Genomic DNA, 23,632 nt, shown 5'->3' on the forward strand with positions numbered 1-23,632 from the left:
AAGGTCTCTGTCCTTTCGTTGCTCGACGAGGTCCCGTGAATCCATGATTGCCAGAATTGTTGAGGTGGCGCTCGTTCAACGGTTCCTGGTCTGTGCGTTTGGGTTTCTGCTTTTATTCGGTGGTCTCTACGCATTCCATCTCCTGGACATCGAGGCCTATCCGGACCCATCCGCTCCAATGGTGGAGTTGATCACCCAATTCCCCGGATACTCGCCGGAGGAAATTGAACGGCAGATTACGATCCCCCTTGAAGTCGCATTGAATGGAACCCCCAAACTCACCGATATCCGGTCGCTCTCGATTTTCGGCCTCAGTGACGTCAAAGTGTATTTCGATTTCGACGGCGACATCTTTCGAGACCGTCAGGAAGTGTTGAATCGTCTGAACTCGGTTCAACTGCCTCAAGGAGTGCAGCCCATGGTTTCTCCTTGGTGGGCGATAGCCGAGATCTACCGGTATGAGTTGACGGGCTCACAAACAACCCTGACGGACTTGAAAACGATTCAGGACTGGCAGCTCCGCCGCGAGTTCAAGCATCTGCCGGGTGTCATCGACGTGACGACGTTTGGCGGCACGACGAAGGAATATCATGTCGATATCGATCCAGGAAAACTCATCAGCTACGGTGTGAGTCTTTCTCAAGTCCTGACGGCGCTGGCGAACAGCAATGCCAATGTCGGCGGCAACTATTTGACGATTGGCGCGCAGAGCTACAACATTCGCGGGTTGGGACTGATCACCGATCTCAACGACATTGAAGACGTGATGGTCGCGGAAAAGGAAGGAACTCCCGTCTTCATCAAGACACTGGGAACAGTGACGGTTGGGCATCGCGTGCGCCTTGGCAAAGTGGGCATTGACGACCGTGACGATGTGGTGGAAGGTGTCGTGCTGCTTCAGCGCGGGTATAAGGCGTTACAGGTCTTGGATAAAGTCAGAACCAAGGTCGAGGAACTGAATGCATCGAAATTGCCCGCTGGAGTCAAGATCAAGACCTTCTATGATCGGACCACTCTGATCCATACCACGGTGGAAACGGTCACCGACATCCTCATCAGTGGAATGGTGCTCGTGTTCATCGTCCTGTTTGTTTTTCTGGGGCATCTCCGCGCGGCCGTCATCGTCGCACTGACGATTCCTCTGTCCCTATTGTTTACTTTCACGATGATGGTGTTTGTCGGACAGTCGGCCAATTTGATGTCATTGGGGGCGATCGATTTCGGGATCATTGTGGACGCGACGTTGGTGATGGTTGAATGTATCTTCTTCCAGTTGGCGCACAGGAAAACACCCGGGATCACGATTCATCAGCTCATCATCCGAGCGGCTCGCCAGGTCGGAAGACCCATTTTCTTTTCGACGGCGATCATCGTGGTGGCGTTTGTGCCCCTGTTTACGATGACCGGAGTGCCTGGGAAGATCTTTGCGCCCATGTCCATTACATACGGATTTGCTCTGGTCGGCGCGCTGTTGATGGCGTTTACGCTTGCACCCGTGCTGTGTTCGTTTCTCTTGAGATCGCCGATCAAAGAAACCGATACGGCGGTGATCGGCGTCATACGCAGGAGCTACATGACGGCTGTTGCATGGGCGCTGGAGCATAAGATAGGTGTGATTGGTTTTGCGACAAGCCTCGTCGTGCTCGGGTTTCTTGGGCTGCACTTGTTGGGCGGTGAATTCATGCCGACTTTGGAAGAAGGAAACTTATGGGTTCGAGCCACGATGCCGGTCGACATTTCGTTCGATCAGGCCGATCAACTGACCAACGAGATCCGCCGCATATTCCGAGAATCACCCGAGGTGGAAACGGTCATGTCTCAACTGGGCCGTCCGGACGATGGCACCGACCCTACCAGCTTTTTCAACGGAGAGTTCTTGGCAAGCCTCAAACCCATGTCTGAGTGGCGTCCACGAATGACCAAAGACAGGCTTATCGAAGAAATCGAGCATCGGTTGAAGACCATACCGGGTGTGGTTTTCAATTTCTCTCAGGTCATCGAAGACAATGTGGAGGAGGCGATGTCCGGTGTGAAGGGTGAGAACTCGATCAAGTTGTTCGGCACCGATTTGAAGACCATGGAAGCCAAGGCGGTCGAGATTGAATCGGTGATGAAGGAGGTTCCCGGAGTAAAGGATCTGGGCGTGTTTCGGCTGATCGGTCAGCCGAATCTGCTGATTCAAGTGGCCCGCGAAGCCAGCGCTCGGTATGGGTTACGGGTCTCGGATGTGAACGCGGTGGTTCAAGCCGCCATCGGCGGTCAAGCGGTAACTCAGGTGTATGAGGGAGAGAAGCTCTTCGATCTGGTCGTCAGGTTTCTTCCCGAGTATCGTCAGGATGTCGACTCCATCGGCAATATTTTGGTGAGCACCCCGGATGGAGCGCGCATTCCGCTCAAACAGGTGGCGACCATTACGATGCAGACCGGAGCCTTTATCATCAATCGCGAGAACAACGAGCGGTATATTCCGATCAAATTCAGTGTGCGCGACCGCGATCTTCAGGGGACGGTAGAAGACGCTCAGGAGAGATTGGCACAGCGGGTCACGTTGCCCGAGGGCTACCGTATGGAGTGGGCCGGGCAGTACGATCAACTCAAGGCGGAGCAGAAGCGGCTGGCAAAGATCGTTCCCGTGAGCCTTGTCATTATTATTTTCTTGCTCTATGTGACCTTCGATTCACTCAAGAATGCCTTGCTGGTGCTGGCCGTTGTCCCCTTTGCACTGGTGGGAGGCGCACTGTCGCTGGTGATCACCCATACCCATTTCAGTATTTCCGCCGCGGTGGGCATGATTTCGACGTTGGGAGTCGCAATATTGGGTGGCGTGTTGCTGGTCTCCCGTATCGAAGAGTTCAGGAAGTCAGGGCTTGACTTGCGACAGGCCGTGCTGCGCGGCGCCGATGTACAGATGCGTCCCATTTTGATGGCGACCTTGAGTGCGGGTATCGGACTGCTGCCCGCCTCCTTTGCGACCGGCATCGGTGCCCAGGCGCAGAAGCCCTTGGCGCGCGTGGTTGTCGGCGGAATGCTGACGGCGGCGTTCTTGATTCTCGTGGTGTTGCCGGTCCTCTACGAAATTGTGCATCAGCGCGATCGTCTTGAAGAAGTCGAATAGAGAGCGCCAGTCGCCCCCTGTGAGGGTGAAAGGAGTTTCGTCATCGTGAATCAATCATACCTATTCCGGTTTGGAATCGCTGTGGTGATCGGTCTGATTGGAGGGGTCACACCGCCGTATGGATCTGCAGATACAACGTCCCTGGTATGGCGGGTCCAAATGCCCTATGAGGCTCCGCCGAAGAATCCGGAGATACCGGATATCTCGATCCCGCCGAACAAGAGCCCGCTGAGTCCCGAAGAACTGCAGCGTGCCGAGGCCTTGCTGCCGTTACTGGAAGGCAAACAGGAGTTTTGGGCCATGGGAGAATTCGTCCATCTGGGAGAGCCCTCCGTCCCGGTCTTGGTCAAGGCACTCACTATGTCCAGTCCGAGAATCCGGTACAATGCGATCGAGACCCTGTTGATGATGAAAGGGGTAGCAGGGGTTTCAGCGCTCATCTCCACGGCAAAGGAGCAGGGTGAAATTCCTCGCGTGAGGGAACATGCATTGCGGGTTGCGGTCCGTCTGGATCCGGCCAAAGCGCCCGAAGCCATCGAGGTGATGGCGAAAGACCCCAATCCGTCGGTCAGAAAGGCTGCCGCGTTTGAAGCGCGGTATGTCCGGCAAAGGGCCGTGATTCCACTCTTGATCCCGATCGTAAGCGATGACGAACGCTTCGTGGCCCTGTCGGCGCTGCAATCGCTGTGGATCCTTACGCGCCATGAGACCGAATTCCACGATTGGGATACCTCGACCAAGCAGGATCGTGCGCTGTGGTCGAACGAATGGGTCGAGTGGTGGGACACCAACAAGGACGTCTTTGAGATTCCGGAACCTCGTCGGTCGAAGCGGAGCTCCTAGCGAAGGGGGAGGTTGCGGGCCAAGAGATTCCTATGTTACGAATATAATGATATGAAAACGAAGACGGGAACCATGCTGAATATCGCCAAACTGGGGAATCCGATCCTTCGCAAAATCGCCGCTCCGGTCGATCCCCGAGACATCAAATCGTCAGAACTGCAACGGTTGATCGACGACATGTTTGAAACCATGTATGACGAGCCGGGCATTGGGCTGGCCGCGCCTCAGGTATCACGCTCGATTCAACTGGTCGTAATGGCCTGCAAGGGCGAAGGGGGGTTCCCCGAGACAGTCCTCATCAATCCGTCGATCGTGTATTACGGTCCACAGCAGGTGGAGAGTTGGGAAGGCTGCCTGAGCGTCGACGGACTGCGAGGGAAAGTCACGAGGCCCTCCTTGGTGCGCGTCAAAGGACTCGATCGGAAAGGGAAGGCCCTGGATTTTGAGGCGACCGGCCTCTATGCGGTATGCATTCAACACGAGCTTGATCACTTGATCGGCAAAGTCTTTCTCGATCGTATGACGGACATGTCCACCCTGACGCAACTTCAAGAGTTCTCGCAGTATTGGCAACAAGAGCCCACAAACGTGATTTAATGCCTTCCGTGCCTGGCCGATCGTGAAATCTCTTTTTCGCGTTCTTCTCTATCTTCGGCCCCATCGGACACTCGCGATCGCGACGTTGGTCTGCGCCGGTTGCGCCACGGCGATGGAGCTGGTTCCTCCTTGGGTCATCAAAATCATCATCGACGACGTGATCCAGGCCAAACAAGCGTCGCTCTTGCCATGGGCGATCGGCCTCCTGGTCGGCGCCTATGTGTTCAAAAATCTGTTCGCCTCGCTGCGGATCAGGCTCAACAATCAACTTGAGCAGACCGTCGTCCATGATCTTCGCCGGCACATCTTTTCCGCCCTCCAACGCCTCTCGATTACCTATTTTGAGAATCGGTCCACGGGCGAGATCATGTCCCGAGTGACAAACGACACGGAGCATGTCGAGCGGATCTTTATCGATGGGCTCGAAGGGATGCTGACGGCATCGTTGACGCTTATCGGGATCACGGGGCTGTTATTCATGCTCAACTGGAAGCTGGCGGCACTTTCGCTCTTGCCGATTCCACTGCTGGCCCTGTCCGCGAGTTGGTTTACGTCCAAGGTTCACGGGTACTATCAGCAGACCAGACAAAGCGCCGCCGAGCTGAACGGCTATCTGCAAGATTCGTTGTCCGGCATCAGGGAGACGATGGGGTTCGGCCGACAAGAGCATGAACAGGCCAGGTTCGACCGGCTGAGCCACGCGTATAGTGAGAAGAACCTCAAAGCGATGGTGCTGTGGTCGGTCTATTCGCCGGGAATGATTCTCGTCGCGGCCTTCGGGACCGTCTTGATCCTGTGGTATGGCGCGGGAGAGGTCATGGAAGGCCGCCTCACACTGGGCGAGATGGTGTTGTTTCTGTCCTATCTGGCGATGTTCTACATCCCGATCAATCAGATTCATTCAGTCAATCATATGTTGCAACATGCGTTGGCGGCGAGCGAGCGGGTGTTCGATGTGCTGGATACGGTTCCTGAAGTCGCCGATCGTCCCGGTGCGGTCGCGCCGAGCCGGCGCGCCCATGGGGAGGTTCGATTCACCCACGTGAGGTTCCACTACCGTCCCGATGTCCCCGTGCTGAAAGAGTTCGCAGCGACGGTGCCGGCAGGAGAACGCGTGGCACTGGTTGGGATGAGCGGTGCCGGGAAGAGCACGTTGCTCAAGTTGTTGATGCGGTTTTACGATGTGACAGACGGGGCGATCCTCATTGATGGAACAGATATTCGGGACCTTCCGATTGCGTATCTGCGAGAGCAGATCGGGTTTGTGCAACAGGAACCGTTTTTATTCAACGGGACGGTGAAAGACAATCTCCTGTACGGCGACTTGAACGCGGATCAGGATCGGCTGGAAGCGGCGGCGCGCGTTGCGAGAGCGCACGAGTTCATTGCGGCATTGCCGGAAGGATATGACACCTGGATCGGTGAACGAGGGGTCAAGTTGTCGGTCGGCCAAAAGCAGCGGGTTTCGATCGCGCGGGTGTTGTTGAAGGATCCACCCATCGTTATTTTTGACGAAGCGACGTCCAATATCGACACGGAGACCGAAGTGAAAATCCGCGAAGCCTTGACCGACCTGACTGTTGGTCGAACCACGTTCATCATTGCCCACCGTTTGTCTACCCTCCATGATGTGGATCGGATTTTGGTGCTCGATAAAGGTCGGCTGGTGGAAGATGGCCGGCATGATGCTCTGCTCAGTCGTGGAGGGGTCTATGCGGGCCTCTACGAGGCTCAGTTCCAGGTATGAGCGCCTACCGGGAAGACGGCAAGAGTGGCCGGTCTTGACATTGCTTTCTTCCGAGGCTCACATTTAGCCGTACATTCGTGAATTGAGAGGGCACTGCGTGATGGACCGATGGGTCACACAGTGGGTGGACCGGCTTCGCATTCAACACAAGGTATGGGCGGCGCTTCTCTTGCTTTGTGTGCCGCTTAGTGTCGGCATTGCTCTTCATCTCTATTTCGTCCAACAGCTGCTCGTGCTTCAACAACAGCGGCAGGAAGTCATGCTGGCAGAAGAGGAAGTACATCTGCTGGGGAGACTGGCCATCGACATTGAAGACGGATTTCGCGGCTATGTCTTGACTCAGAGCCCGGCTTTTCTTGCTCCCCTGGCCGACGCGGAAGCGAGACTCGATCAAGCGTTGTCCAATGCCACCACGTCGCTCGCCAGGCTACCGGGTGCTTCGAACGGTCTCGAGAAGATCGAGCAGCACCTAAAAGTGTTGTTGCGATCGAAGCTCGATTTGATCGCGGACATTCGAAACGGACTGGCGGAGAAAGCGCTCGCCTATGTACGGTCTGGTGAAGGACTTCGACTATCCGATCTCCTACTCCAAGACCTCCGCACCCTCGAAGACCGCTTGGAACGAGAACGCAACTCACTTCAGAAACAGGCCGATGGGCTGTCACAGCGAACATTTATCGGACTGTGGGTGACCTTGGCCGGTGTGGTTGCGCTGGGATGGATTGTCTCACGAGTGTTGGCTCAAGCGCTCACCGAGCCTATCACGCGGCTTCAATCCGCCACGGCAAGGATCGGAGCGCAAGTCGATGTGGCGGGAATTACTCAACTGTTGGCCGACGGTGGAAAGACAAAGGACGAACTCGGTCAGTTGGCAGACGCCTACCTCGCCATGGCCCGCCGCATCGAGACGAATCTCAAGGAGATCGAGGCGCTCAATGCCATCGGGCAAGAGATCAATGCCAGCGGTCCGGACGAGCTCGACCAGGCGCTCTATCGAATCACAGACCGAGCGGTTGGATTGGTGCGCGCAGATATCTGTCTGCTGCTGCTGTGCGATGAACGGGAGATTTCTTGGATTGTTGAAGCCGCCTCCGGCGACTGGAACGACCGACTGAAGAAATCGGTTGTGCCTTGGAAAGAACTTCCGATTTGTGTCCAGGCGTTTGCGACGCGCGGGACGGCCGCCGGGGAACGGTCTCGTTCGGACGAGTGGCTCTGGACGAAGGGCAGCAACCTGATAGAAGGCAGCGTACTGGCGGTCCCGCTGTTGGCGGACGGAATTCCGTTCGGTGTCCTGTCGTTTATGAGCGAGCGACCACGGGCGGGACATGAGTGGAATCAGCGTTTGGCGGAAGGCTTGGGTCAGGAAATCTCGCTGGCCATTTTTAACGCGCGACTGCAGAGGGCGGCCCAACAAAAACAACGCGGATTGATGACACGCCTCCGGCAACTCGAGCATTTGGCGGAAGCGTTGGCTCATGATCTCAAGGGACCCGGAGCCCGCATGGAAGAACTTGCCCGGTTACTCATTCAACAGGATGTCGGGAAGCTCGATGCAAGGACAAAGCGCTGGTTATCGCTTATTGAAGAAAATGGAAAGGACCTGGTGCAGCGGGTGGAAGGTATCCTGACGGTGGCTCGTGTGGGTGCGGAACCGGGGATCGCCGTAGCCGTCGATCCGGCCGCGGTCATCCGTGAGGTGATGAAGGTCCATGCCGAAGAGATCGAACGGCTCCGGGCGGTCGTGTCTGTCGAACCAGGACTACCGCTCGTCGCCTGCCATGATGCGCATCTTCGACAGGTCTTTGACAATCTGATCTCGAATGCGCTGAAATTCGCTCGGGAGGGGGAGTCGCCTGCAGTGAAGATCCGCGCTCGTGTCCATGGTCCTTTGGTCACGTTCGATGTGGAAGACAACGGCATCGGAATTCCCCCGCATCAACGCACTCGAGTGTTTCAACCGTTTGTCCGTTTGTTGATGTCCGACACGACCGGAAGCGGGATCGGGTTGACCATCACCCAGCGCATCGTGGAGCTATACGGCGGCAAGGTGTGGATTGAAGACTCCGAAGGACCCGGCTGTACGGTACGGTTCACAGTCCCGGGTGTGCAGGAGTCCGTGGGGATGTTCAACGAGCGGGCGCAGTTGTCCACACGACTCGATGCGGCCGGTGTCATTCGACGGGAGGTCCCGTGAGGAAGGATGAGATGATGACCTACGGTGGAGTATCAGCCTTGCGATCAACCAGAGCCAGATCAACGGCGCCATTCACGATTTTGGTCGTCGAGGATAACGCAACGGACGTGGAGTTGATGCTGCATGCCCTCGAAGCGGCGGATCTGAAGCCGCTGGGGGGAGACTTCGACATGGAAGTGCGTCCCACGGCCGAAGGGGCCTTGCAATTGATCAGTGAACGGGCCGTCGATGTGGTGCTCACCGACCTCGTGTTGCCAGGGATGGACGGGCTGGATCTTGTCAGTCGCCTCCAGACGATCGATCCGGAATTGCCGGTGTTGGTGGTGACGCGGATGAACGCGGTCCCCATGGCCGTAGATGCGATGCGGCGAGGCGCGTTCGACTATGTGCTCAAACCCGTCAATGCCCAGGATTTAGGGATCCGTCTCCATCGGGCGATCCGAATCTCCGAAATACTGCGGCGGCATGCGATCTACGAACAGCAGGATCGCCGGCAATTCGAAGTCAATGGCTTCGTGGGGGGCAGCATTGCCTTCGAGCAAGTCAGGCGAAGTATCAGTGAGGCGGCCCAAGTCCAGTCCACAGTCTTGATCACCGGGGAAACGGGAACGGGAAAGGGGATGATCGCCCGAGCCATTCACCAGCAGAGCTCAAAGGCCGATCAACCGTTTCAGGTGATCGATTGTACGACGGTCCCTGATGGAATGATGGAGTCCGAGCTGTTTGGGCATGTGCGGGGTGCCTTTACGGGGGCTATCGCCGACAAACCGGGGCTCATTGAACTGGCGAACGGCGGCACCGTATTCCTGGACGAAATCGGGGAACTGCCTCTTCTCCTTCAAGCAAAACTCTTGCGTGTTTTGGAGGAAAACGAAGTACGTCCGGTGGGCGGAACCAGAGTTCGCCGAGTAGATATGCGCGTTATTGCAGCGACCAACCGAGATCTCGAGGCACGGGTGCGGGCGGGGACCTTCAGGAAGGATTTGTATTATCGGCTCGCCGTCGTCTCGATTCGAGTGCCCCCGCTTCGGGAGCGCCGTGAAGACGTTCCCCTTATCGCGCGCCATATGCTCAGCCGCCTCGTTCAAGCGATGGGCAAGGCTCCGTGCCATCTTGATGAAGAGGCGGTGCGCGTGCTGATGTCCTATGCTTGGCCCGGGAACGGGCGAGAGCTTCGCAATGTCATGGAGCGGCTGGTCATGTTTTTGACCAGCGATACCATTTCAGCTCGAGATGTCCAACGGGTGCTTCAGCAGGATGATACGGACAGTCTTGTGTCAGTGGACCCTGGTTTGGCCGCCCTTCCGTATATGGAGGCGAAGGAGCGAGCGCTCGAAGAGTTTACGAAGTCCTACCTGCGGGTCAAACTCGCGCAGCACGGCGGTGTCATCACGAAAGCTGCCGCAGACAGCGGAATTCCTCGTCAACATTTCTCACTGCTCATGAAACGATTTTTAGGGAGCGACGATGGTCTGGAGAGTCAGTAAGAGTTGTCGCCCGTAAGTAACAGTCCGTCTATAGCCGATCCTTCTTCAGGAATTCTCGTCTTTAACCTTCTACAGTCACGTTTATTTTTCGTAGCAAAATGATCGCCTAATCGAACTCATAATCCATTTCCCTAGGTCATTGCGACATCTTCTGGTCGGCGAATATATAAATATGCCGATATAAGATATTGATAGATCGAATAAAAAATAAAATTTATCATATGACGCATACCATCATATTCGATCGGCACGAGACGAGTCTTCCTCTTTTCTTCGGCGCCTTCCAATAGTTCAATTGTTTCCATTCCATTTCATGTAGTTAGCACCATCGATTCTATCTGGGCGTAGTTCTTTTCATCTTGGCAACGCTTTTGCTCTCAACCCCTAACGGTATTCGTAGTCTTCATACACCTACGATTTTGCTTGGAACTAAAAGAGCTCGGATGACGACCGAAAAGTACGAAAAAATTGCAGTCCCCAACTTGAGGAGGTAGCTACAATGTTCTTGTCACGTCGCCAATTTCTGAAGGTCTCCGCCGGCACGGTCGCCGCTGCCGCCGTGGCGGACAAGGTCCTGGCGTTGACCGCGCTCCAGCCGGTGATCGAGGTGGGCAATCCCCTGGGGGACTACCCGGACCGCTCCTGGGAGCGCGTCTATCATGACCAGTATCGGTACGATTCCTCCTTCACCTGGGTTTGCTCGCCCAACGACACGCACGCCTGCCGGATTCGGGCCTTTGTGCGCAACGGCGTGGTCATGCGCGTGGAGCAGAACTACGACCACCAAACCTATGAAGACTTGTACGGCAACCGGGGGACGTTCGCCCATAATCCCCGCATGTGTCTGAAAGGGTTCACCTTCCACCGGCGGGTCTACGGGCCCTATCGGCTGAAAGGCCCCTTGATGCGGAAGGGCTGGAAACAGTGGATGGATGATGGCTCACCGGAGCTCACTCCTGAATCCAAGCGGAAGTACAAGTTTGACAGTCGCTTCTTGGACGACATGCTGCGCGTCTCGTGGGATACCGCGTTTACCTATGCGGCCAAGGCCATGGTGGTGATCGCCACCCGTTACAGTGGCGAAGCCGGGGCGCGGCGGCTGCGGGAGCAGGGCTATGCGCCGGAGATGATCGAAATGATGAAGGGCGCCGGCGTGCGCTGCTTCAAACACAGGGCCGGCATGCCCATTCTCGGACTCATCGGCAAGCACGGGAATACCCGTTTCAACAACAGCGTCCTGCCGTTGTTGGACAGTTGGATTCGCAAGGTCGGACCTGACCAAGCTCAAGGAGGCCGATACTGGAACAATTACACCTGGCACGGCGATCAGGATCCATCCCAGCCGTTTTGGAACGGCACGCAAAACTGCGATGTCGATTTGAGCGATATGCGGTTCACCAAAATGAACACGAGCTGGGGCAAGAACTTCGTTGAGAATAAAATGCCGGAAGCGCACTGGAAGCTCGAATCGATCGAGCGCGGCGCTCGTATCTGCGTCATCACTCCGGAATATAATCCGACGGCCCAACGAGCCGACTACTGGATTCCTGTTCGGCCGAATGCGGATGCCGCACTGTTCCTCGGCGCATGCAAGATCATTCTCGATGAGAACATGCAGGACATCGACTATATCAAGCAGTTCACGGATTTGCCTCTGTTGGTCCGGACGGACACCTTGCAGTATTTGGATCCCCGGGAAGTGATTGCAGACTACAAGTTCCCCGACTTTTCACACAGCTATTCGGGCCGTGTCCAATCGTTGAAACCAAATCAGATCGAACGATTAGGCGGGTTCATGGTCTGGGACTCGGACAAAAAACAGGCTGTCCCGCTGCATCGCGAACAGGTCGGCTGGCATTTGGACAAAAGCGGGGTTGATCCGGCTTTGACCGGCACCTATCGTGTCAAACTCCTCAACGGTCGTGAAATCGACGCGATGCCGATTTACCAGATGTACTTGGTACACTTCCAAGATTACGATTTGGACACTGTGCACCAGATCACGCGGGCGCCTAAGGATTTGATCGTGCGTTGGGCTCGCGACAACGGCACGATTAAACCCGCGGCGATTCACAATGGCGAAGGGGTTTGCCACTATTTCCATATGACGGAGATGGGGCGGGCTGCGGCGCTCGTCATGACCTTGACCGGGAATATCGGCAAGTTCGGCACCGGTTGCCATACCTGGTCCGGGAACTACAAAGTGGGGATTTGGAATGCCACTCCCTGGTCAGGCGTCGGCTGCGGCGTCCACCTATCGGAAGATCCTTGGAATATCAATCTGGATCCCAACGCCCATGGAAAGGAAATCAAATACAGGAACTACTATTACGGTGAAGAGCCCGGCTACTGGAACCATGGCGATACGGCGTTGATCGTCAATACACCCAAGTATGGCCGCAAGGTATTCACCGGCAAAACCCACATGCCGAGTCCTAGTAAGCTACGTTGGGTGGTGAACGTCAACATCTTGAATAACTCAAAACACCATTACGACATGGTGCGCAACGTCGATCCGAACATCGAATGTCTCATCACGCAGGATATCGAGATGACGTCCGACGTCAATCACAACGATATCGCCTTCGCCTGCAATTCCTGGATGGAATTCACCTATCCGGAAATGACGGCCACCGTATCGAATCCCTGGGTGCAGCTTTGGAAAGGTGGCATTCGCCCTTTGTACGATACCCGCAACGATCTCGACACCTTCACCGGGGTGGCGGCCAAACTGGCCGACATGACGGGCGACCAGCGCATGCGGGACATCTTTCAGTTCGTCTTTCAGAATCGGGTTGACGTCTATGCACAGCGGATACTCGACGCCTCCAGCACCTTCTATGGCTACAGTGCCGACGTGCTGTTGAAGTCGGAAAAAGGGTGGATGGTCATGGTGCGCACCTACCCGCGGCATCCACTCTGGGAAGAGACCAACGAGTCGAAGCCGATGTGGACGAGATCCGGGAGAATCGAGACCTATCGCATCGAGCCGGAAGCCATTGAGTACGGAGAAAACTTCGTCGTGCATCGAGAGGGACCTGAAGCGACTCCTTACTTGCCGAACGCCATCTTCACGACGAATCCCTACGTCCGGCCCGACGACTACGGTATTCCGATTACGGCGCAACACCATGACGACAAGATGATTCGGAACATCAAACTGTCATGGGCGGAAATCAAGCGCCATAGCAATCCCTTGTGGGAGAAGGGCTATCAGTTCTACTGCGTGACACCTAAGACGCGCCACCGGGTGCATAGTCAATGGTCGGTGAACGATTGGGTACAGATCTACGAATCCAACTTCGGGGATCCGTACCGCATGGATAAGCGGACGCCGGGGGTGGGAGAGCACCAGATTCACATCAACCCGCAAGCGGCGAAGGATCGCGGCATCAACGACGGCGACTATGTGTATGTCGACGGGAACCCCGTCGACCGTCCGTACCGCGGCTGGAAGCCCAGCGATCCGTACTACAAAGTCGCGCGGCTCATGATCCGCGCGAAGTACAACCCTGCTTATCCATACCATGTCACGATGGCGAAGCATGCGCCCTACGTCGCGACTCCGAAGTCGGTGAAGGGCCATGAAACCCGCCCGGACGGTCGTGCCATCGCGATCGACACGGGGTATCAATCGAACTTCCGGTACGGCGCGCAACAGTCCTTTACACGCAGCTGGCTGATGCCCATGCACCAGCTCGACTCGCTGCCGGGTAAACATGCGAACGGACTCAAGTTTAAGTGGGGATTTGAAATTGACCACCATGCGGTTAATACGGTCCCGAAGGAATGCTTGGTCCGCATCACCAAGGCGGAAGACGGCGGGATCGGGGCCCGGGGGCCGTGGGAGCCGGTGCGCACCGGCTTTACGCCCGGGCAAGAGAACGAGTTCATGATCAAGTGGCTCAAAGGCGAACACATCAAAATCAAGGTCTAGCGGCGGGCTCGTGAAGCCTGAAGCGTCGCTCGTGAGATACGAGGGGCGCTTCACGAACAACGAGCAAGACGCGAGGCGGGATGCGAACCACTGACGACTTGCGTATAAGAAGGAGAATGTCCAATGCCTGAAGTCTATAACTGGCAACTGGGGCGGAAGATGTTGTACCCGTACGAGGAACGACATCCGAAGTGGCAGTTTGCCTTTGTGTTCAACATCAACCGGTGCCTGGCGTGCCAGACCTGCAGCATGGCGGACAAGTCGACGTGGCTGTTCTCCAAGGGGCAGGAATACATGTGGTGGAACAACGTGGAGACCAAGCCCTATGGCGGGTACCCGCAGTTCTACGACGTGAAGATCACGCAGCTGATCGAACAGGTCAACCCCGGAGGGCAGGTGTGGAACGTGCGGGTGGGCCGCAAACACCATGCGCCCTACGGCGTGTTCGAAGGGATGACCATCTTCGATGCGGGGGCCAAAGTGGGCCAGGCCGCGATCGGGTACATTCCGACCGACCAGGAATGGCGGTTCGTGAACATCTACGAAGACACCGCCACCTCCATGCGGGCCTTGGTCGAAGGGATCGACAAGACCGGCTTCTCCCGGGACGAGCCGTGGAAAATGACGGGGAGCAGCCTGCCGGAGCACGAAACCTTCTTCTTCTACCTGCAGCGGATCTGTAACCACTGTACCTACCCGGGCTGCTTGGCCGCCTGCCCGCGCAAAGCGATCTACAAGCGGCCGGAGGACGGCATCGTCTTGATCGATCAGAACCGCTGCCGGGGGTACAAGAAATGTGTCGAGCAGTGTCCGTACAAGAAGCCGATGTACCGGGGGACGACCCGAGTCAGTGAAAAGTGTATCGCGTGCTATCCCCGGATCGAAGGCAAGGATCCGCTGACGGGCGGCGAGCCGATGGAAACGCGCTGTATGGCGGCCTGCGTCGGCAAGATTCGCATGCAGAGCCTGGTGCGGATCGGGGAGGACGGCCTCTGGGCGGAGGATCGGTGGCACCCCCTGTACTACGCCATTCGGGTCGAGCAAGTGGCGCTCCCGCTCTATCCGCAATGGGGGACCGAGCCCAATGGCTACTACATTCCGCCGCGGCACAGCCCGCGCGGCTATGCCCGGCAGATGTTCGGTCCCGGGGTCGACAATGCCATCGAGAAGTATCTCGTGCCGAGCCGGGAACTGTTGGCCGTGCTGCAGCTGTGGCGGGCCAGCCAGCAGATCGTCTTCCGCTATGACGTGATTCCCGGGCCGAAAGTCTTCGAGACGCAGATCCACGGCAAGCGGTTCGAGATGTACAACGATACGGTCTTGGGCTTCAACAAGTCGGGCAAGGAAGTCGCCCGTATTCAGGTCGAGGAGCCCATCTATATTCGCCCCGCCGAACGCGTCACCTGGCTCTAGGCCTGGCGCGCGGCAGCCCCAGACCGTGGCACACCCACCCATGGTCTCGGAAGCAGGAGCGGAGGTCCGACGAGGAGCTCCGCTCCTGCTTTGCTAAAAAGTTGTGGTTTCGAGTACCTGTGGAATTGGATCGATAGATCCTGTCCTTTCCATCGCTCCTATCTCTTCCTCATGCGCTCAAGCTCCTTGTCCCTCGATGGAAACTTTTGATACCATTCAGAGCAATCACTTCCAGGCATGCTAAACGCTTGCCGGCACCAGGTAATAGTGCGGCAATGGATTGGCTTGGCCTGTGAGGTTGCGGATGAGCATGAGCGGCCGGTATATTCCATAGAAGAACGTGAGGCGGTCGATCGATGGTGCTGTTGTATGAGAGTGACCCGTTGGATGACGAGCATGCGCGAGGGCGTTTCTATCACGTCTGCCGAGGAAGAATCGATCGTATCCCGTTGAACGTTCCGGAACCGGATGTGCCGTACGAATGCCCGCAATGCGGAATTGATCTCGAAGCCGAGGATTTTTTCGTGGCGCTCCAAAAAGGATCGGTGTAGCACATGGGAAGCGGTGGAAGGAAAACGGTGGCGGTCTCGCGCGGCCTCATCATGCTGTGTGATACCTGCCATGATCAGGTGGTGGCCGAGAAACTGCCGGATGCCAAGAATTTTGTTGCTGATTTTGAAGCCCTGTTCGATACCATGTGTCTTGGCTGTACCGATATCAATCGACCCCTCATCGACGACATGGCCGGCAGCGGAGAATAGCCTCCTTCCGTTTTCCCTCTTGGGATATCCCGTACCTTCCGGACCTCGTTAACTCCGACGACTGAAGGAACGGAGCCATGCGAGACGTTTCTTGGCTCGGTCAAGATAGTCGCGAGACTTTTGCCAGCGTTGCTGTAACTGCCCATACATCCCATCCAGTCGAACTTGCTGTTCTGCAGAGAGTTTTCCCTTCAGATCAGCCACCCCTCGAGTCAGGATGTCTTCCACTTCCGCCTGGTGCGCAAATCTCAACTCCAAGATCGCGACATGGGCACGCGTCACGAGGGGTTCGATATCGGCTTGCTGAGCAGGTGTGAGCGAAAGTTCGTGTGTGAGTCGTTTCATGAGTCTCTCGTGCTGCGCAGCGGGCCCACGCTCGCCTCGACGCTCTTGCTCATAAGAATGATAGAACCAGCTTCCGGCGACTCCGCAGAGAATGCCGGCGCCGAACAGGACGACCAAACCTGCCCACAATGTGCCTCGTGACATGGCGCAACCCTCCTCCTCACGACGTGCTACTCGAAGAACAGCGGAGTAGATTCAAACTCCTCCGTCAGCAATCCCATCCCTTCGTGTAACGGTGCTTGCGACCAAGCCATCATCGAGACCGTCACGATCAGCGCAACGGCGGCGGCGATGGCGGCAGTCTGCCAGACAATACGCTCGACGCAAGTTTGTGGATTCAGCGGGGTTTCGACATTGCGGATGTCGCGCATCACCTGCTCAGTCCAGCCCGGTTTAAGAATCGGCACTGGTCGAACCCGATGCGCTTCGGTCAAGACGCGCTCAAGTTTTTGCAAGTTCTCATCTTCCGGCGTCATGTTCGCTCTCCCAATGATTGTTGATGAGGATCGTGCGAAGCGCCTGTCGAGCGCGGTGTGCTCGGACCTTGACGTTGATGATGCTCCATCCCAATAGCTGTGCCGCTTCGCGAACGGAATGCCCCTCGAGATGGACCAAGGTCAGTACCGCGCGATTCTCCGGAGAGAGTTGTTCAAGTGCCCACTCCAACACCTCCGCCGCTTCCCGTCTCCGGGCCTGCTCACAAAATTGGTCGTCCGACTGGCTCGCCAATACATGGTCCATCCACTGTTGATGTTCAGCAGTCAGGGCGCTGACCGGCAGCGCCTCGCTTTTCCGCGTCCTCCAGAAGTCATAACAGGTCCGTACGGCGATCCCGGCGAGCCAATGCTCAAATGCGACCGAACGCGAGAATTGTGCTAATCCGACATAGGCTCTGACAAACACATCGTGGGCGATTTCGTCGACACGATCCGCGGGGACTCGCCGACTGACGATTCGAATGACATGCTTCTGGTATCGGCTGATGAGATCGGCAAAGCGATCGATCTCTCCCCGGCCAATACGGCGAAGAAGCTCCTCGTCGTCTGTGGTTGCCCGACCTGGCGGTGCTTCATCGGCCATCGGCAGTCCCACCACACTGAGCGCATTCGTCGGAAGCGAATGGACACTCATCATACCACTCCGGTATGCCATGGTCTGGCATGCTGACGGCTGATGGAACTATCCGACTGACAAGCCATCTTCTGAGTTGTTCATCTCAATCCCGTAAACATCCATGTTGCCGTTTGAAGCGTTGGATTGCTCAATCCCATGCCCGGCTTTCCCCTCTGTTTCTTAGTCGCACGAAGATTGGAGAAGGTTACAGCCAGTTACAAAGGAGGATTGATCCCGGGGTTTGGTAGGACATTTCCCAGTTGGGAGGACAGCTTCGAAACCTTGGATTCCTGTTGGCTGGGTCACTCGATACCGGGAGAGGAAGCCGGAGAGGTAAGTCATTCATCTATTTGCATTCTTTCCCGTTGAAATACATGCAGGTTGATTCGCCGGATTTCACTTTCCAGCTCTTGATCAGAGGGAGCTGATCCTCACCGCGCATTTCGACCACAAAATCCACGAGTCCGGAAATAGGCAGCTTTTCGATGTGCGGCTTCGCCGGGTCCGGCACTTCGATGTAGAACACTTTTCCGCTCGTGGAAATGAGGATCTGATTCTGCTCCTTGTCGATGTAAATCACCGGACTGTAAAAACTCCGGTCTTCGGCGTAGACCGGTGTCAGCATCGAGGCGAATAGGTACGCTATAAGAGAAAGGCCGTAGCTCAATTGTCGTCGCCGAACGCGCACGTGCAACACCTCACAACCGGTTCAAGGGAACATTATTACATTCCCGCGAAGATGTGAACCGTAAAAATCAGGTTCAACGGATGAGGACATCGGCGAGAGTGACTCGGCCGGACCTGATCCAATAGGTCTTGATGTCTGGTTCGGAATTCATGAGCGAGACGAGAAGATACGCGGGAAGCGGCAGATTGATCTTCGGCCAAATCTCTTCATAGTCGGTGGCGATCTTGATGTCGGTAACCGAGGGCCGGGCCGGATCGTGAGGATGGGAGTGATAAACTATTTGAAGGTCCAGACCTTGGTTGCGCATATCCTTCTTCGCGGCCGAGAAGTCCTGCATGTCCATGACGAATGCGATTTCCGCGCGCTCAGCGGGGGACAGCCGTTCAAGGTGTGCGGCTTTCGCCGAATCGAACGAGGACAGATGTTGAGCGCCCTCCATCGCGACGATGTTCTTGATTCGATACAGATGGCTGACGAGGCCATCGGTTCCGGCCAGAAGCCCGCAGCATTCGTAGGGAGTGAGTTCTTTTGCGTGCGCGATGATGTCGTCGAGGATATGCTGTGGAATAACCAAGTCCGCCACGATCATTCACTAGATGGTGCAGCTGACTGCGTAATCTAGACTCAAATCCTTGATTTTGGGGTTTGGTCCGCAGAGCGGACAGGCCGGATCCTTCGGGCGATTGACTTTTCTGAATTTCATGTCGAGGGCATCGTAGATCACCAGCTTGTCGGCCACTGTTTCTCCGATACCGAGGATCTCCTTGATGGCTTCCGACGCCTGCAGGATTCCCATCGTGCCCGCCAAGACCCCAAGCACACCGGCCTCCTGGCAATTGGGTACTAAGCCGGCCGGAGGCGGCTCGGGATAGAGACAACGATAGCAGGGATAGCCCTGGTGCGGCTTAATGGTCGTCAGTTGGCCTTCAAACCGAAACATGCTGGCCGAGATCAGCGTAGTCTTGGCAAAGAAACAGGCGTCGTTGACCAAGAATCGCGTCGTGAAGTTATCGGAACCGTCGAGCACGATATCGTACTGCGAGACGAGCGGTAAGATATTCTCTGCGTCGACCAGCTGATGATAGGTCTTGATGGTAATGTCAGGATTGATCGCCGAGAGAGTCTTTCGACCGGATTCAACCTTGGGTTGTCCAAGCGTCGCAGTCGAGTGCATGATTTGCCGCTGGAGGTTCGAGAGGTCGACGACATCCCCGTCGACCAATCCAATAGTTCCAATACCGGCCGCGGCGAGATACAGACCGGCCGGAGAGCCGAGACCACCTGCCCCAATCAGAAGGACCTTAGCCTGGTTGAGTTTCAACTGGCCCTTTCCTCCGACGTCTTGAAGGAGGATGTGCCGGCTGTACCGTTGGATTTGTTTCTCGGTGAGTTCCATCTGATTCGTCTCTCGTCGTTCGTGAATCGTGAAGCGCGATCTTAACGCGAGATATGCTTTACGAAGTACGCGTCACGTTCTGTCATTCCACCACGTTCAATTCAATCGGATCGACGACACAGCCTTTGGCGCGTAACCCGGCGACCGCCCGTTCAATCTCCATCGTGTCACCGGTAAATTCCACATCCGCCCAGCCTGTCGTGTCGCGGACATCGGCTCGTCTGACATCGGTCACGACGTTATATTCACGTCCGATCTGATAAATAATCGGCTCCCGAATCTTGTCTTCGGGAAAACGAATATGGAAGCGAAAATGTGCCATGGCTATCCTCCCGCGATCGCCGGAACGATGGAAACCTCATCGCCATCCTTGAGGGAGGTGTCTTTCCCTTTGAGGAAACGAATGTCTTCTTCGTTGACATAAATGTTCACGAAGCGACGGAGCTCTCCCGTTTCATCGCACAGGCGATCTTTGATGCCGGGATGTGCGCTATTCAACACCTCAATCAGCTCTACCACGCTGCCGGCTTTGGTCTCGACCTCACCCTGGCCTTTGGTCAGGGGACGAAGGGGAGTCGGAATACGAACTTTGATCATGCGTCACCACCACCGTTCTTTCCCATTTTGAATGTCTTTTCGAAGGCCACCAGGCTGGGTTGGATGCGTACCGGGCGACCGACGGAATCGATCACTGCTTCCTGGGTCTTCAGGCCGTTGCCGGTGACGTAAGCCACCGTCACTTCATCTTTCTTGATCACTCCTTGCTTGACGAGCTTCTTGAGCACACCGATTGTCACGCCTCCGGCTGTCTCCGCGAAGATGCCTTCGGTTTGGGCCAGCAGCTGGATCCCTTCTACCACTTCTGCATCCGTCACCATGTCCATGGATCCATGACTCTCGGTGGTGGCCTTGAGCGCATAGTACCCATCGGCGGGATTGCCGATGGCAAGGGACTTGGCAATCGTCTGCGGTTTCACCGGTTTGAAGAAGTCGCGCCCCGCCTTGAATGCGGTGGAAATCGGCGAGCAGCCTTCCGCTTGGGCGCCGTTGATCTTTGTGTGAACGGCGTCGATCAGGCCCAAGGCTTTCATTTCGTGCAACCCCTTCCAAATCTTGGTCAACAGAGAGCCTGATGCCATGGGAATGACGACTTGATCGGGCGTTCTCCATCCAAGTTGCTCCACAGTCTCAAAGGCGAGCGTCTTCGAGCCTTCCGCATAATATGGGCGAATGTTGATATTCACGAAGGCCCAGCCATGTTCAGCGGCGATCTCGCTGCAGAGGCGGTTGACATCGTCATAGTTGCCCTCTATCTCGACGACGTGCGGTTTATAGATCAGATTGCCGAGCACCTTCGCGGCTTCAAGGTCGCCGGGGATGAACACGTAGCAGTGAAGATTGGCGGAGGCTGCGTGGGCGGCCACCGAGTTCGCCAAGTTGCCCGTCGATGCGCAAGCCACGGTTTCGAAGCCTAGCTCGCGCGCGCGTGTGAGGGCCACGGCGACGACGCGATCCTTAAACGAGAGGGTCGGATGATTTACCGTGTCGTTCTTGATGTACAGCTCGTCGAGTCCGAGATAGGCGCCGAGATTTTTGGCGCGCACGAGCGGAGTGAGCCCGGCGTGCGGGCCGACAAAATTCGTTCCCTCCACCGGCAGCAGATCGATGTAACGCCACATGCTGCGTGGGCCGTCCTCGATCTTCTTGCGAGAAATGGTTTTCTTGATTTCGTCGTAGTTGTACTTCACTTCAAGCGGGCCGAAGCACATCTCGCAGACGTGGATGGCTTTTGTCGGGTATTCCTTGCCGCACTCGCGACAGACCAGCGCTTTCATTTTGCTCATCGGCTCACCACCTTTTCAACGCTATGCGGATGAACGTTCGGCACATCCGGCATAGGGGTCCCCGTCATCGAACAGCTCAGTGATCGTCGGATGCTCCCCGCAGAGCGCACAGCTCGGGTTCCGGCGGACTTTGATCTCTCGAAACAGTGTCTTACGGGCGTCGAAGTCGAGCAAGCGATCCGTCAGCGGTCGTCCGATGCCCAGCACGAGCTTCAGCGCCTCGGTTGCCTGAATCGTTCCGATGATACCCGCCAGCACACCGATGACTCCCGCTTCCTGGCAGGAAGCCACCAACCCCGGCGGGGGAGGCGCTTTGAACACGCAACGATAGCAGGCCGATTTCTTTGGGATGATGGTCGTGACACGCCCGTCGAATCGAAGAATGCCTCCGTGGACCAGCGGTTTTCCCGCGAAGAAACAGGCGTCGTTGATCAGAAACTTCGCCGTAAAGTTGTCGACACCATCGATCACGACATCGTAATCGGCGAAGATCTTGAGCGCATTTCCGGCCGTGAGACGTTCTTCATACATCGACACCGACACGTCGGGGTTCAGCGCTTGGATCTTTTCTTTGCCTGACACGACCTTGGGACGGCCGATGTCGGGCGTATGGTGAAGAATCTGACGTTGGAGGTTTGTCAGGTCCACGACATCACTGTCGATCAACCCGATCGTGCCGACTCCAGCCGCGGCTAAATACAAAGCTGCCGGTGAGCCCAGACCACCGGCGCCGACCAGGAGAATCCTGGATTTGGCGATCTTCTTCTGCCCCTTGCCACCGACTTCGGGCAACAGAATATGCCGGCTGTAACGGTTGATCTGTTCTTCAGTGAAATCCATTGCGTCGCTCGTCGTTCGTGAAACGTGAAGCGTCTGAACTTCCGGACGAGATACGCTTCACGAGGTGCGCTTCACGCACTAGATATTGAAATACTTTTCTATGCTGATATACCGTTCGCCGGTATCGCAGAGCACTGTGACGACATTCTTACCGGGACCCAGTTCTTCGGCGACCTTTTGGGCGGCAAAGACATTCGCGCCGGCTGAGATGCCGACCAGCAGGCCTTCTTTCCTCGACAGCTGTTTCGCGGTTTGATAGGCCTCGTCATCCGTGACAATGATCACGCGATCGAGAATTTTTCGATTGAGCACCTTCGGAATAAATCCCGCGCCGATCCCTTGAATCTTGTGAGGGCCGGGATCACCGCCGGACAACACTGGTGAGCCGGCCGGTTCAACCGCGATGATTTGTACGTGTGGATTCCTTTCCTTGAACACTTCGCCGCATCCTGTGATGGTTCCACCGGTTCCTACGGCGGCCACGAAGGCATCGATCTTTCCTTCGAGCGCATCCCAAATTTCCAACGCCGTCGTCATCCTATGCATTGCGGGGTTGGCCGGGTTCGAGAATTGGTCAGGCATGAAATACGACGGATTCTGGGCCAGGATGCTTTCCGCTTCCTTGATCGATCCTTTCATACCTTCCCAGGCCGGGGTCAAGACCAACTGGGCCCCATACGAGGACAGCAAGCTGGCCCGTTCCATGCTCATGCTTTCCGGCATGACGAGGATCAACTTGTACCCGCGCACGGCAGCGACCAAGGCCAGGCCGATACCCGTGTTTCCGCTGGTTGGTTCGACAATGGTTCCGCCCGGCTTGAGCTTCCCTTGGCGTTCCGCCTCGTCGATCATGTTGAGGCAGATCCGATCCTTGACGCTGCCGGCGGGATTGAAAAACTCCACTTTCCCATAGATCGTGGCTGAGCCCGTGTTTGTCAGGCGGTTGAGCCGGACAAGCGGGGTCTTGCCGATCAGTTCAGTGATGTCCTTGTGCAAGGTCGTGCTCACCGACCCCCTCCCATATAGAAGAGAAACTCTATCTGATCACCTTCATTGAGGTGGGTCGTGGGAAAATGGTCACGTTCCAGCACCTTGTCGTTGACTTCTACGGCGACCATATGCGGCTCGATGTTCTTGGTTTGCAACAGATCGAGAACGGTTCCGCTCTGGATCTCCTCAGGCTTTCCATTGATCTTGACCTGCACAAATTCTCCCAAGTTGGCTTATAGATTGAAGAATTTTCAAAGTAACAAAGGCGCGCTCCGCTTGTCAAGGATGCTCCCTGTGTTCATGAGAGGCAAGGATCTTG

At 56.2% G+C, this 23,632-nt stretch carries 22 protein-coding genes; 10 read left to right on the top strand and 12 right to left on the bottom strand.

Features of this window, described 5'->3' with window-relative positions:
- Positions 1–43: 43 nt before the first annotated feature.
- From H8K03_19260 to H8K03_19305, 10 genes are all read left to right on the top strand, one after another.
- Positions 44–3,115 carry an efflux RND transporter permease subunit gene (locus tag H8K03_19260; protein ID UVT19893.1) on the top strand — a complete coding sequence of 1,024 codons (3,072 nt, stop codon included), beginning with the start codon at positions 44–46 and terminating at the stop codon, positions 3,113–3,115.
- Positions 3,116–3,157: 42 nt separating this feature from the next.
- Positions 3,158–3,958, top strand: coding sequence for a HEAT repeat domain-containing protein (locus H8K03_19265; protein ID UVT22548.1), 801 nt, complete (start codon positions 3,158–3,160; stop codon positions 3,956–3,958).
- Positions 3,959–4,009: 51 nt separating this feature from the next.
- Positions 4,010–4,555, top strand: a complete 546-nt coding sequence (def, locus tag H8K03_19270) for a peptide deformylase (protein UVT19894.1) — start codon at positions 4,010–4,012, stop codon at positions 4,553–4,555.
- A 22-nt stretch (positions 4,556–4,577) separates the two neighbouring features.
- Positions 4,578–6,302 carry an ABC transporter ATP-binding protein gene (locus tag H8K03_19275; GenBank protein ID UVT19895.1) on the top strand — a complete coding sequence of 575 codons (1,725 nt, stop codon included), beginning with the start codon at positions 4,578–4,580 and terminating at the stop codon, positions 6,300–6,302.
- A 97-nt stretch (positions 6,303–6,399) separates the two neighbouring features.
- Positions 6,400–8,499, top strand: coding sequence for a CHASE3 domain-containing protein (locus H8K03_19280; GenBank protein UVT19896.1), 2,100 nt, complete (start codon positions 6,400–6,402; stop codon positions 8,497–8,499).
- 11 nt (positions 8,500–8,510) lie between these two features.
- The gene (locus H8K03_19285) at positions 8,511–9,986 is read left to right on the top strand and encodes a sigma-54-dependent Fis family transcriptional regulator (protein ID UVT19897.1); all 1,476 of its coding nucleotides are present in this window, start codon (positions 8,511–8,513) and stop codon (positions 9,984–9,986) included.
- 499 nt (positions 9,987–10,485) lie between these two features.
- The gene (locus H8K03_19290) at positions 10,486–13,923 is read left to right on the top strand and encodes a molybdopterin-dependent oxidoreductase (protein UVT19898.1); all 3,438 of its coding nucleotides are present in this window, start codon (positions 10,486–10,488) and stop codon (positions 13,921–13,923) included.
- Between the two features lie 123 nt (positions 13,924–14,046).
- A complete protein-coding gene (locus H8K03_19295) occupies positions 14,047–15,336 on the top strand; it encodes a nitrate oxidoreductase subunit beta (GenBank protein UVT19899.1) in 1,290 nt (429 codons plus the stop codon).
- Between the two features lie 356 nt (positions 15,337–15,692).
- The gene (locus tag H8K03_19300; GenBank protein ID UVT19900.1) at positions 15,693–15,887 is read left to right on the top strand and encodes a hypothetical protein; all 195 of its coding nucleotides are present in this window, start codon (positions 15,693–15,695) and stop codon (positions 15,885–15,887) included.
- A 3-nt stretch (positions 15,888–15,890) separates the two neighbouring features.
- Entirely contained in the window at positions 15,891–16,097 is a 207-nt protein-coding gene (locus H8K03_19305) for a hypothetical protein (protein ID UVT19901.1), read from the top strand.
- A 48-nt stretch (positions 16,098–16,145) separates the two neighbouring features.
- Here the strand turns inward: H8K03_19305 and H8K03_19310 are convergent, their stop codons facing one another.
- The 12 genes from H8K03_19310 to thiS form a co-directional block, all read right to left on the bottom strand.
- Positions 16,146–16,586 carry a hypothetical protein gene (locus H8K03_19310; GenBank protein UVT19902.1) on the bottom strand — a complete coding sequence of 147 codons (441 nt, stop codon included), beginning with the start codon at positions 16,584–16,586 and terminating at the stop codon, positions 16,146–16,148.
- A 26-nt stretch (positions 16,587–16,612) separates the two neighbouring features.
- Positions 16,613–16,918: a hypothetical protein gene (locus H8K03_19315; GenBank protein ID UVT19903.1), complete on the bottom strand. Its 306-nt coding sequence runs from the start codon at positions 16,916–16,918 to the stop codon at positions 16,613–16,615.
- Positions 16,902–17,576 carry an RNA polymerase sigma factor gene (locus H8K03_19320; GenBank protein ID UVT19904.1) on the bottom strand — a complete coding sequence of 225 codons (675 nt, stop codon included), beginning with the start codon at positions 17,574–17,576 and terminating at the stop codon, positions 16,902–16,904. Before H8K03_19320 ends, H8K03_19315 begins: the two co-directional genes overlap by 17 nt.
- A gap of 325 nt (positions 17,577–17,901) precedes the next feature.
- Positions 17,902–18,243 (bottom strand): hypothetical protein, encoded by a 342-nt coding sequence (locus tag H8K03_19325; protein UVT19905.1) that lies wholly within the window; start codon positions 18,241–18,243, stop codon positions 17,902–17,904.
- Positions 18,244–18,316: 73 nt separating this feature from the next.
- Positions 18,317–18,826 (bottom strand): M67 family metallopeptidase, encoded by a 510-nt coding sequence (locus H8K03_19330; GenBank protein ID UVT19906.1) that lies wholly within the window; start codon positions 18,824–18,826, stop codon positions 18,317–18,319.
- A gap of 9 nt (positions 18,827–18,835) precedes the next feature.
- The gene (gene moeB, locus H8K03_19335) at positions 18,836–19,639 is read right to left on the bottom strand and encodes a molybdopterin-synthase adenylyltransferase MoeB (protein ID UVT19907.1); all 804 of its coding nucleotides are present in this window, start codon (positions 19,637–19,639) and stop codon (positions 18,836–18,838) included.
- Between the two features lie 82 nt (positions 19,640–19,721).
- On the bottom strand, positions 19,722–19,961 hold the full coding sequence (locus H8K03_19340) for an NIL domain-containing protein (GenBank protein UVT19908.1): 240 nt from the start codon (positions 19,959–19,961) through the stop codon (positions 19,722–19,724).
- 2 nt (positions 19,962–19,963) lie between these two features.
- Positions 19,964–20,236: a MoaD/ThiS family protein gene (locus H8K03_19345; protein UVT19909.1), complete on the bottom strand. Its 273-nt coding sequence runs from the start codon at positions 20,234–20,236 to the stop codon at positions 19,964–19,966.
- Positions 20,233–21,483: a threonine synthase gene (locus H8K03_19350; protein ID UVT19910.1), complete on the bottom strand. Its 1,251-nt coding sequence runs from the start codon at positions 21,481–21,483 to the stop codon at positions 20,233–20,235. The genes H8K03_19345 and H8K03_19350 overlap by 4 nt, the downstream gene beginning before the upstream one ends.
- A 21-nt stretch (positions 21,484–21,504) precedes the next feature.
- Complete coding sequence (gene moeB, locus H8K03_19355; GenBank protein UVT19911.1) at positions 21,505–22,323, bottom strand: molybdopterin-synthase adenylyltransferase MoeB; 819 nt, start codon at positions 22,321–22,323, stop codon at positions 21,505–21,507.
- Between the two features lie 78 nt (positions 22,324–22,401).
- A complete protein-coding gene (gene cysK, locus H8K03_19360) occupies positions 22,402–23,331 on the bottom strand; it encodes a cysteine synthase A (GenBank protein UVT19912.1) in 930 nt (309 codons plus the stop codon).
- A complete protein-coding gene (thiS, locus tag H8K03_19365; protein UVT19913.1) occupies positions 23,328–23,528 on the bottom strand; it encodes a sulfur carrier protein ThiS in 201 nt (66 codons plus the stop codon). Before thiS ends, cysK begins: the two co-directional genes overlap by 4 nt.
- Positions 23,529–23,632: the final 104 nt, after the last annotated feature.

Source organism: Nitrospira sp., assembly GCA_024760545.1.
In the GTDB taxonomy this organism is placed as follows: domain Bacteria; phylum Nitrospirota; class Nitrospiria; order Nitrospirales; family Nitrospiraceae; genus Nitrospira_D.

Coding starts and splice junctions, on each gene's coding strand:
- def (UVT19894.1), top strand. CDS start 4,010: ATGAAAACGAAGACGGGAACCATGCTGAATATCGCCAAACTGGGGAAT.
- H8K03_19345 (UVT19909.1), bottom strand. CDS start 20,236: ATGATCAAAGTTCGTATTCCGACTCCCCTTCGTCCCCTGACCAAAGGC.
- H8K03_19310 (UVT19902.1), bottom strand. CDS start 16,586: ATGTCACGAGGCACATTGTGGGCAGGTTTGGTCGTCCTGTTCGGCGCC.
- H8K03_19300 (UVT19900.1), top strand. CDS start 15,693: ATGGTGCTGTTGTATGAGAGTGACCCGTTGGATGACGAGCATGCGCGA.
- H8K03_19320 (UVT19904.1), bottom strand. CDS start 17,576: ATGATGAGTGTCCATTCGCTTCCGACGAATGCGCTCAGTGTGGTGGGA.
- moeB (UVT19907.1), bottom strand. CDS start 19,639: ATGGAACTCACCGAGAAACAAATCCAACGGTACAGCCGGCACATCCTC.
- H8K03_19295 (UVT19899.1), top strand. CDS start 14,047: ATGCCTGAAGTCTATAACTGGCAACTGGGGCGGAAGATGTTGTACCCG.
- H8K03_19305 (UVT19901.1), top strand. CDS start 15,891: ATGGGAAGCGGTGGAAGGAAAACGGTGGCGGTCTCGCGCGGCCTCATC.
- H8K03_19340 (UVT19908.1), bottom strand. CDS start 19,961: ATGGCACATTTTCGCTTCCATATTCGTTTTCCCGAAGACAAGATTCGG.
- H8K03_19350 (UVT19910.1), bottom strand. CDS start 21,483: ATGAGCAAAATGAAAGCGCTGGTCTGTCGCGAGTGCGGCAAGGAATAC.
- H8K03_19285 (UVT19897.1), top strand. CDS start 8,511: ATGATGACCTACGGTGGAGTATCAGCCTTGCGATCAACCAGAGCCAGA.
- H8K03_19260 (UVT19893.1), top strand. CDS start 44: ATGATTGCCAGAATTGTTGAGGTGGCGCTCGTTCAACGGTTCCTGGTC.
- H8K03_19290 (UVT19898.1), top strand. CDS start 10,486: ATGTTCTTGTCACGTCGCCAATTTCTGAAGGTCTCCGCCGGCACGGTC.
- moeB (UVT19911.1), bottom strand. CDS start 22,323: ATGGATTTCACTGAAGAACAGATCAACCGTTACAGCCGGCATATTCTG.
- H8K03_19315 (UVT19903.1), bottom strand. CDS start 16,918: ATGACGCCGGAAGATGAGAACTTGCAAAAACTTGAGCGCGTCTTGACC.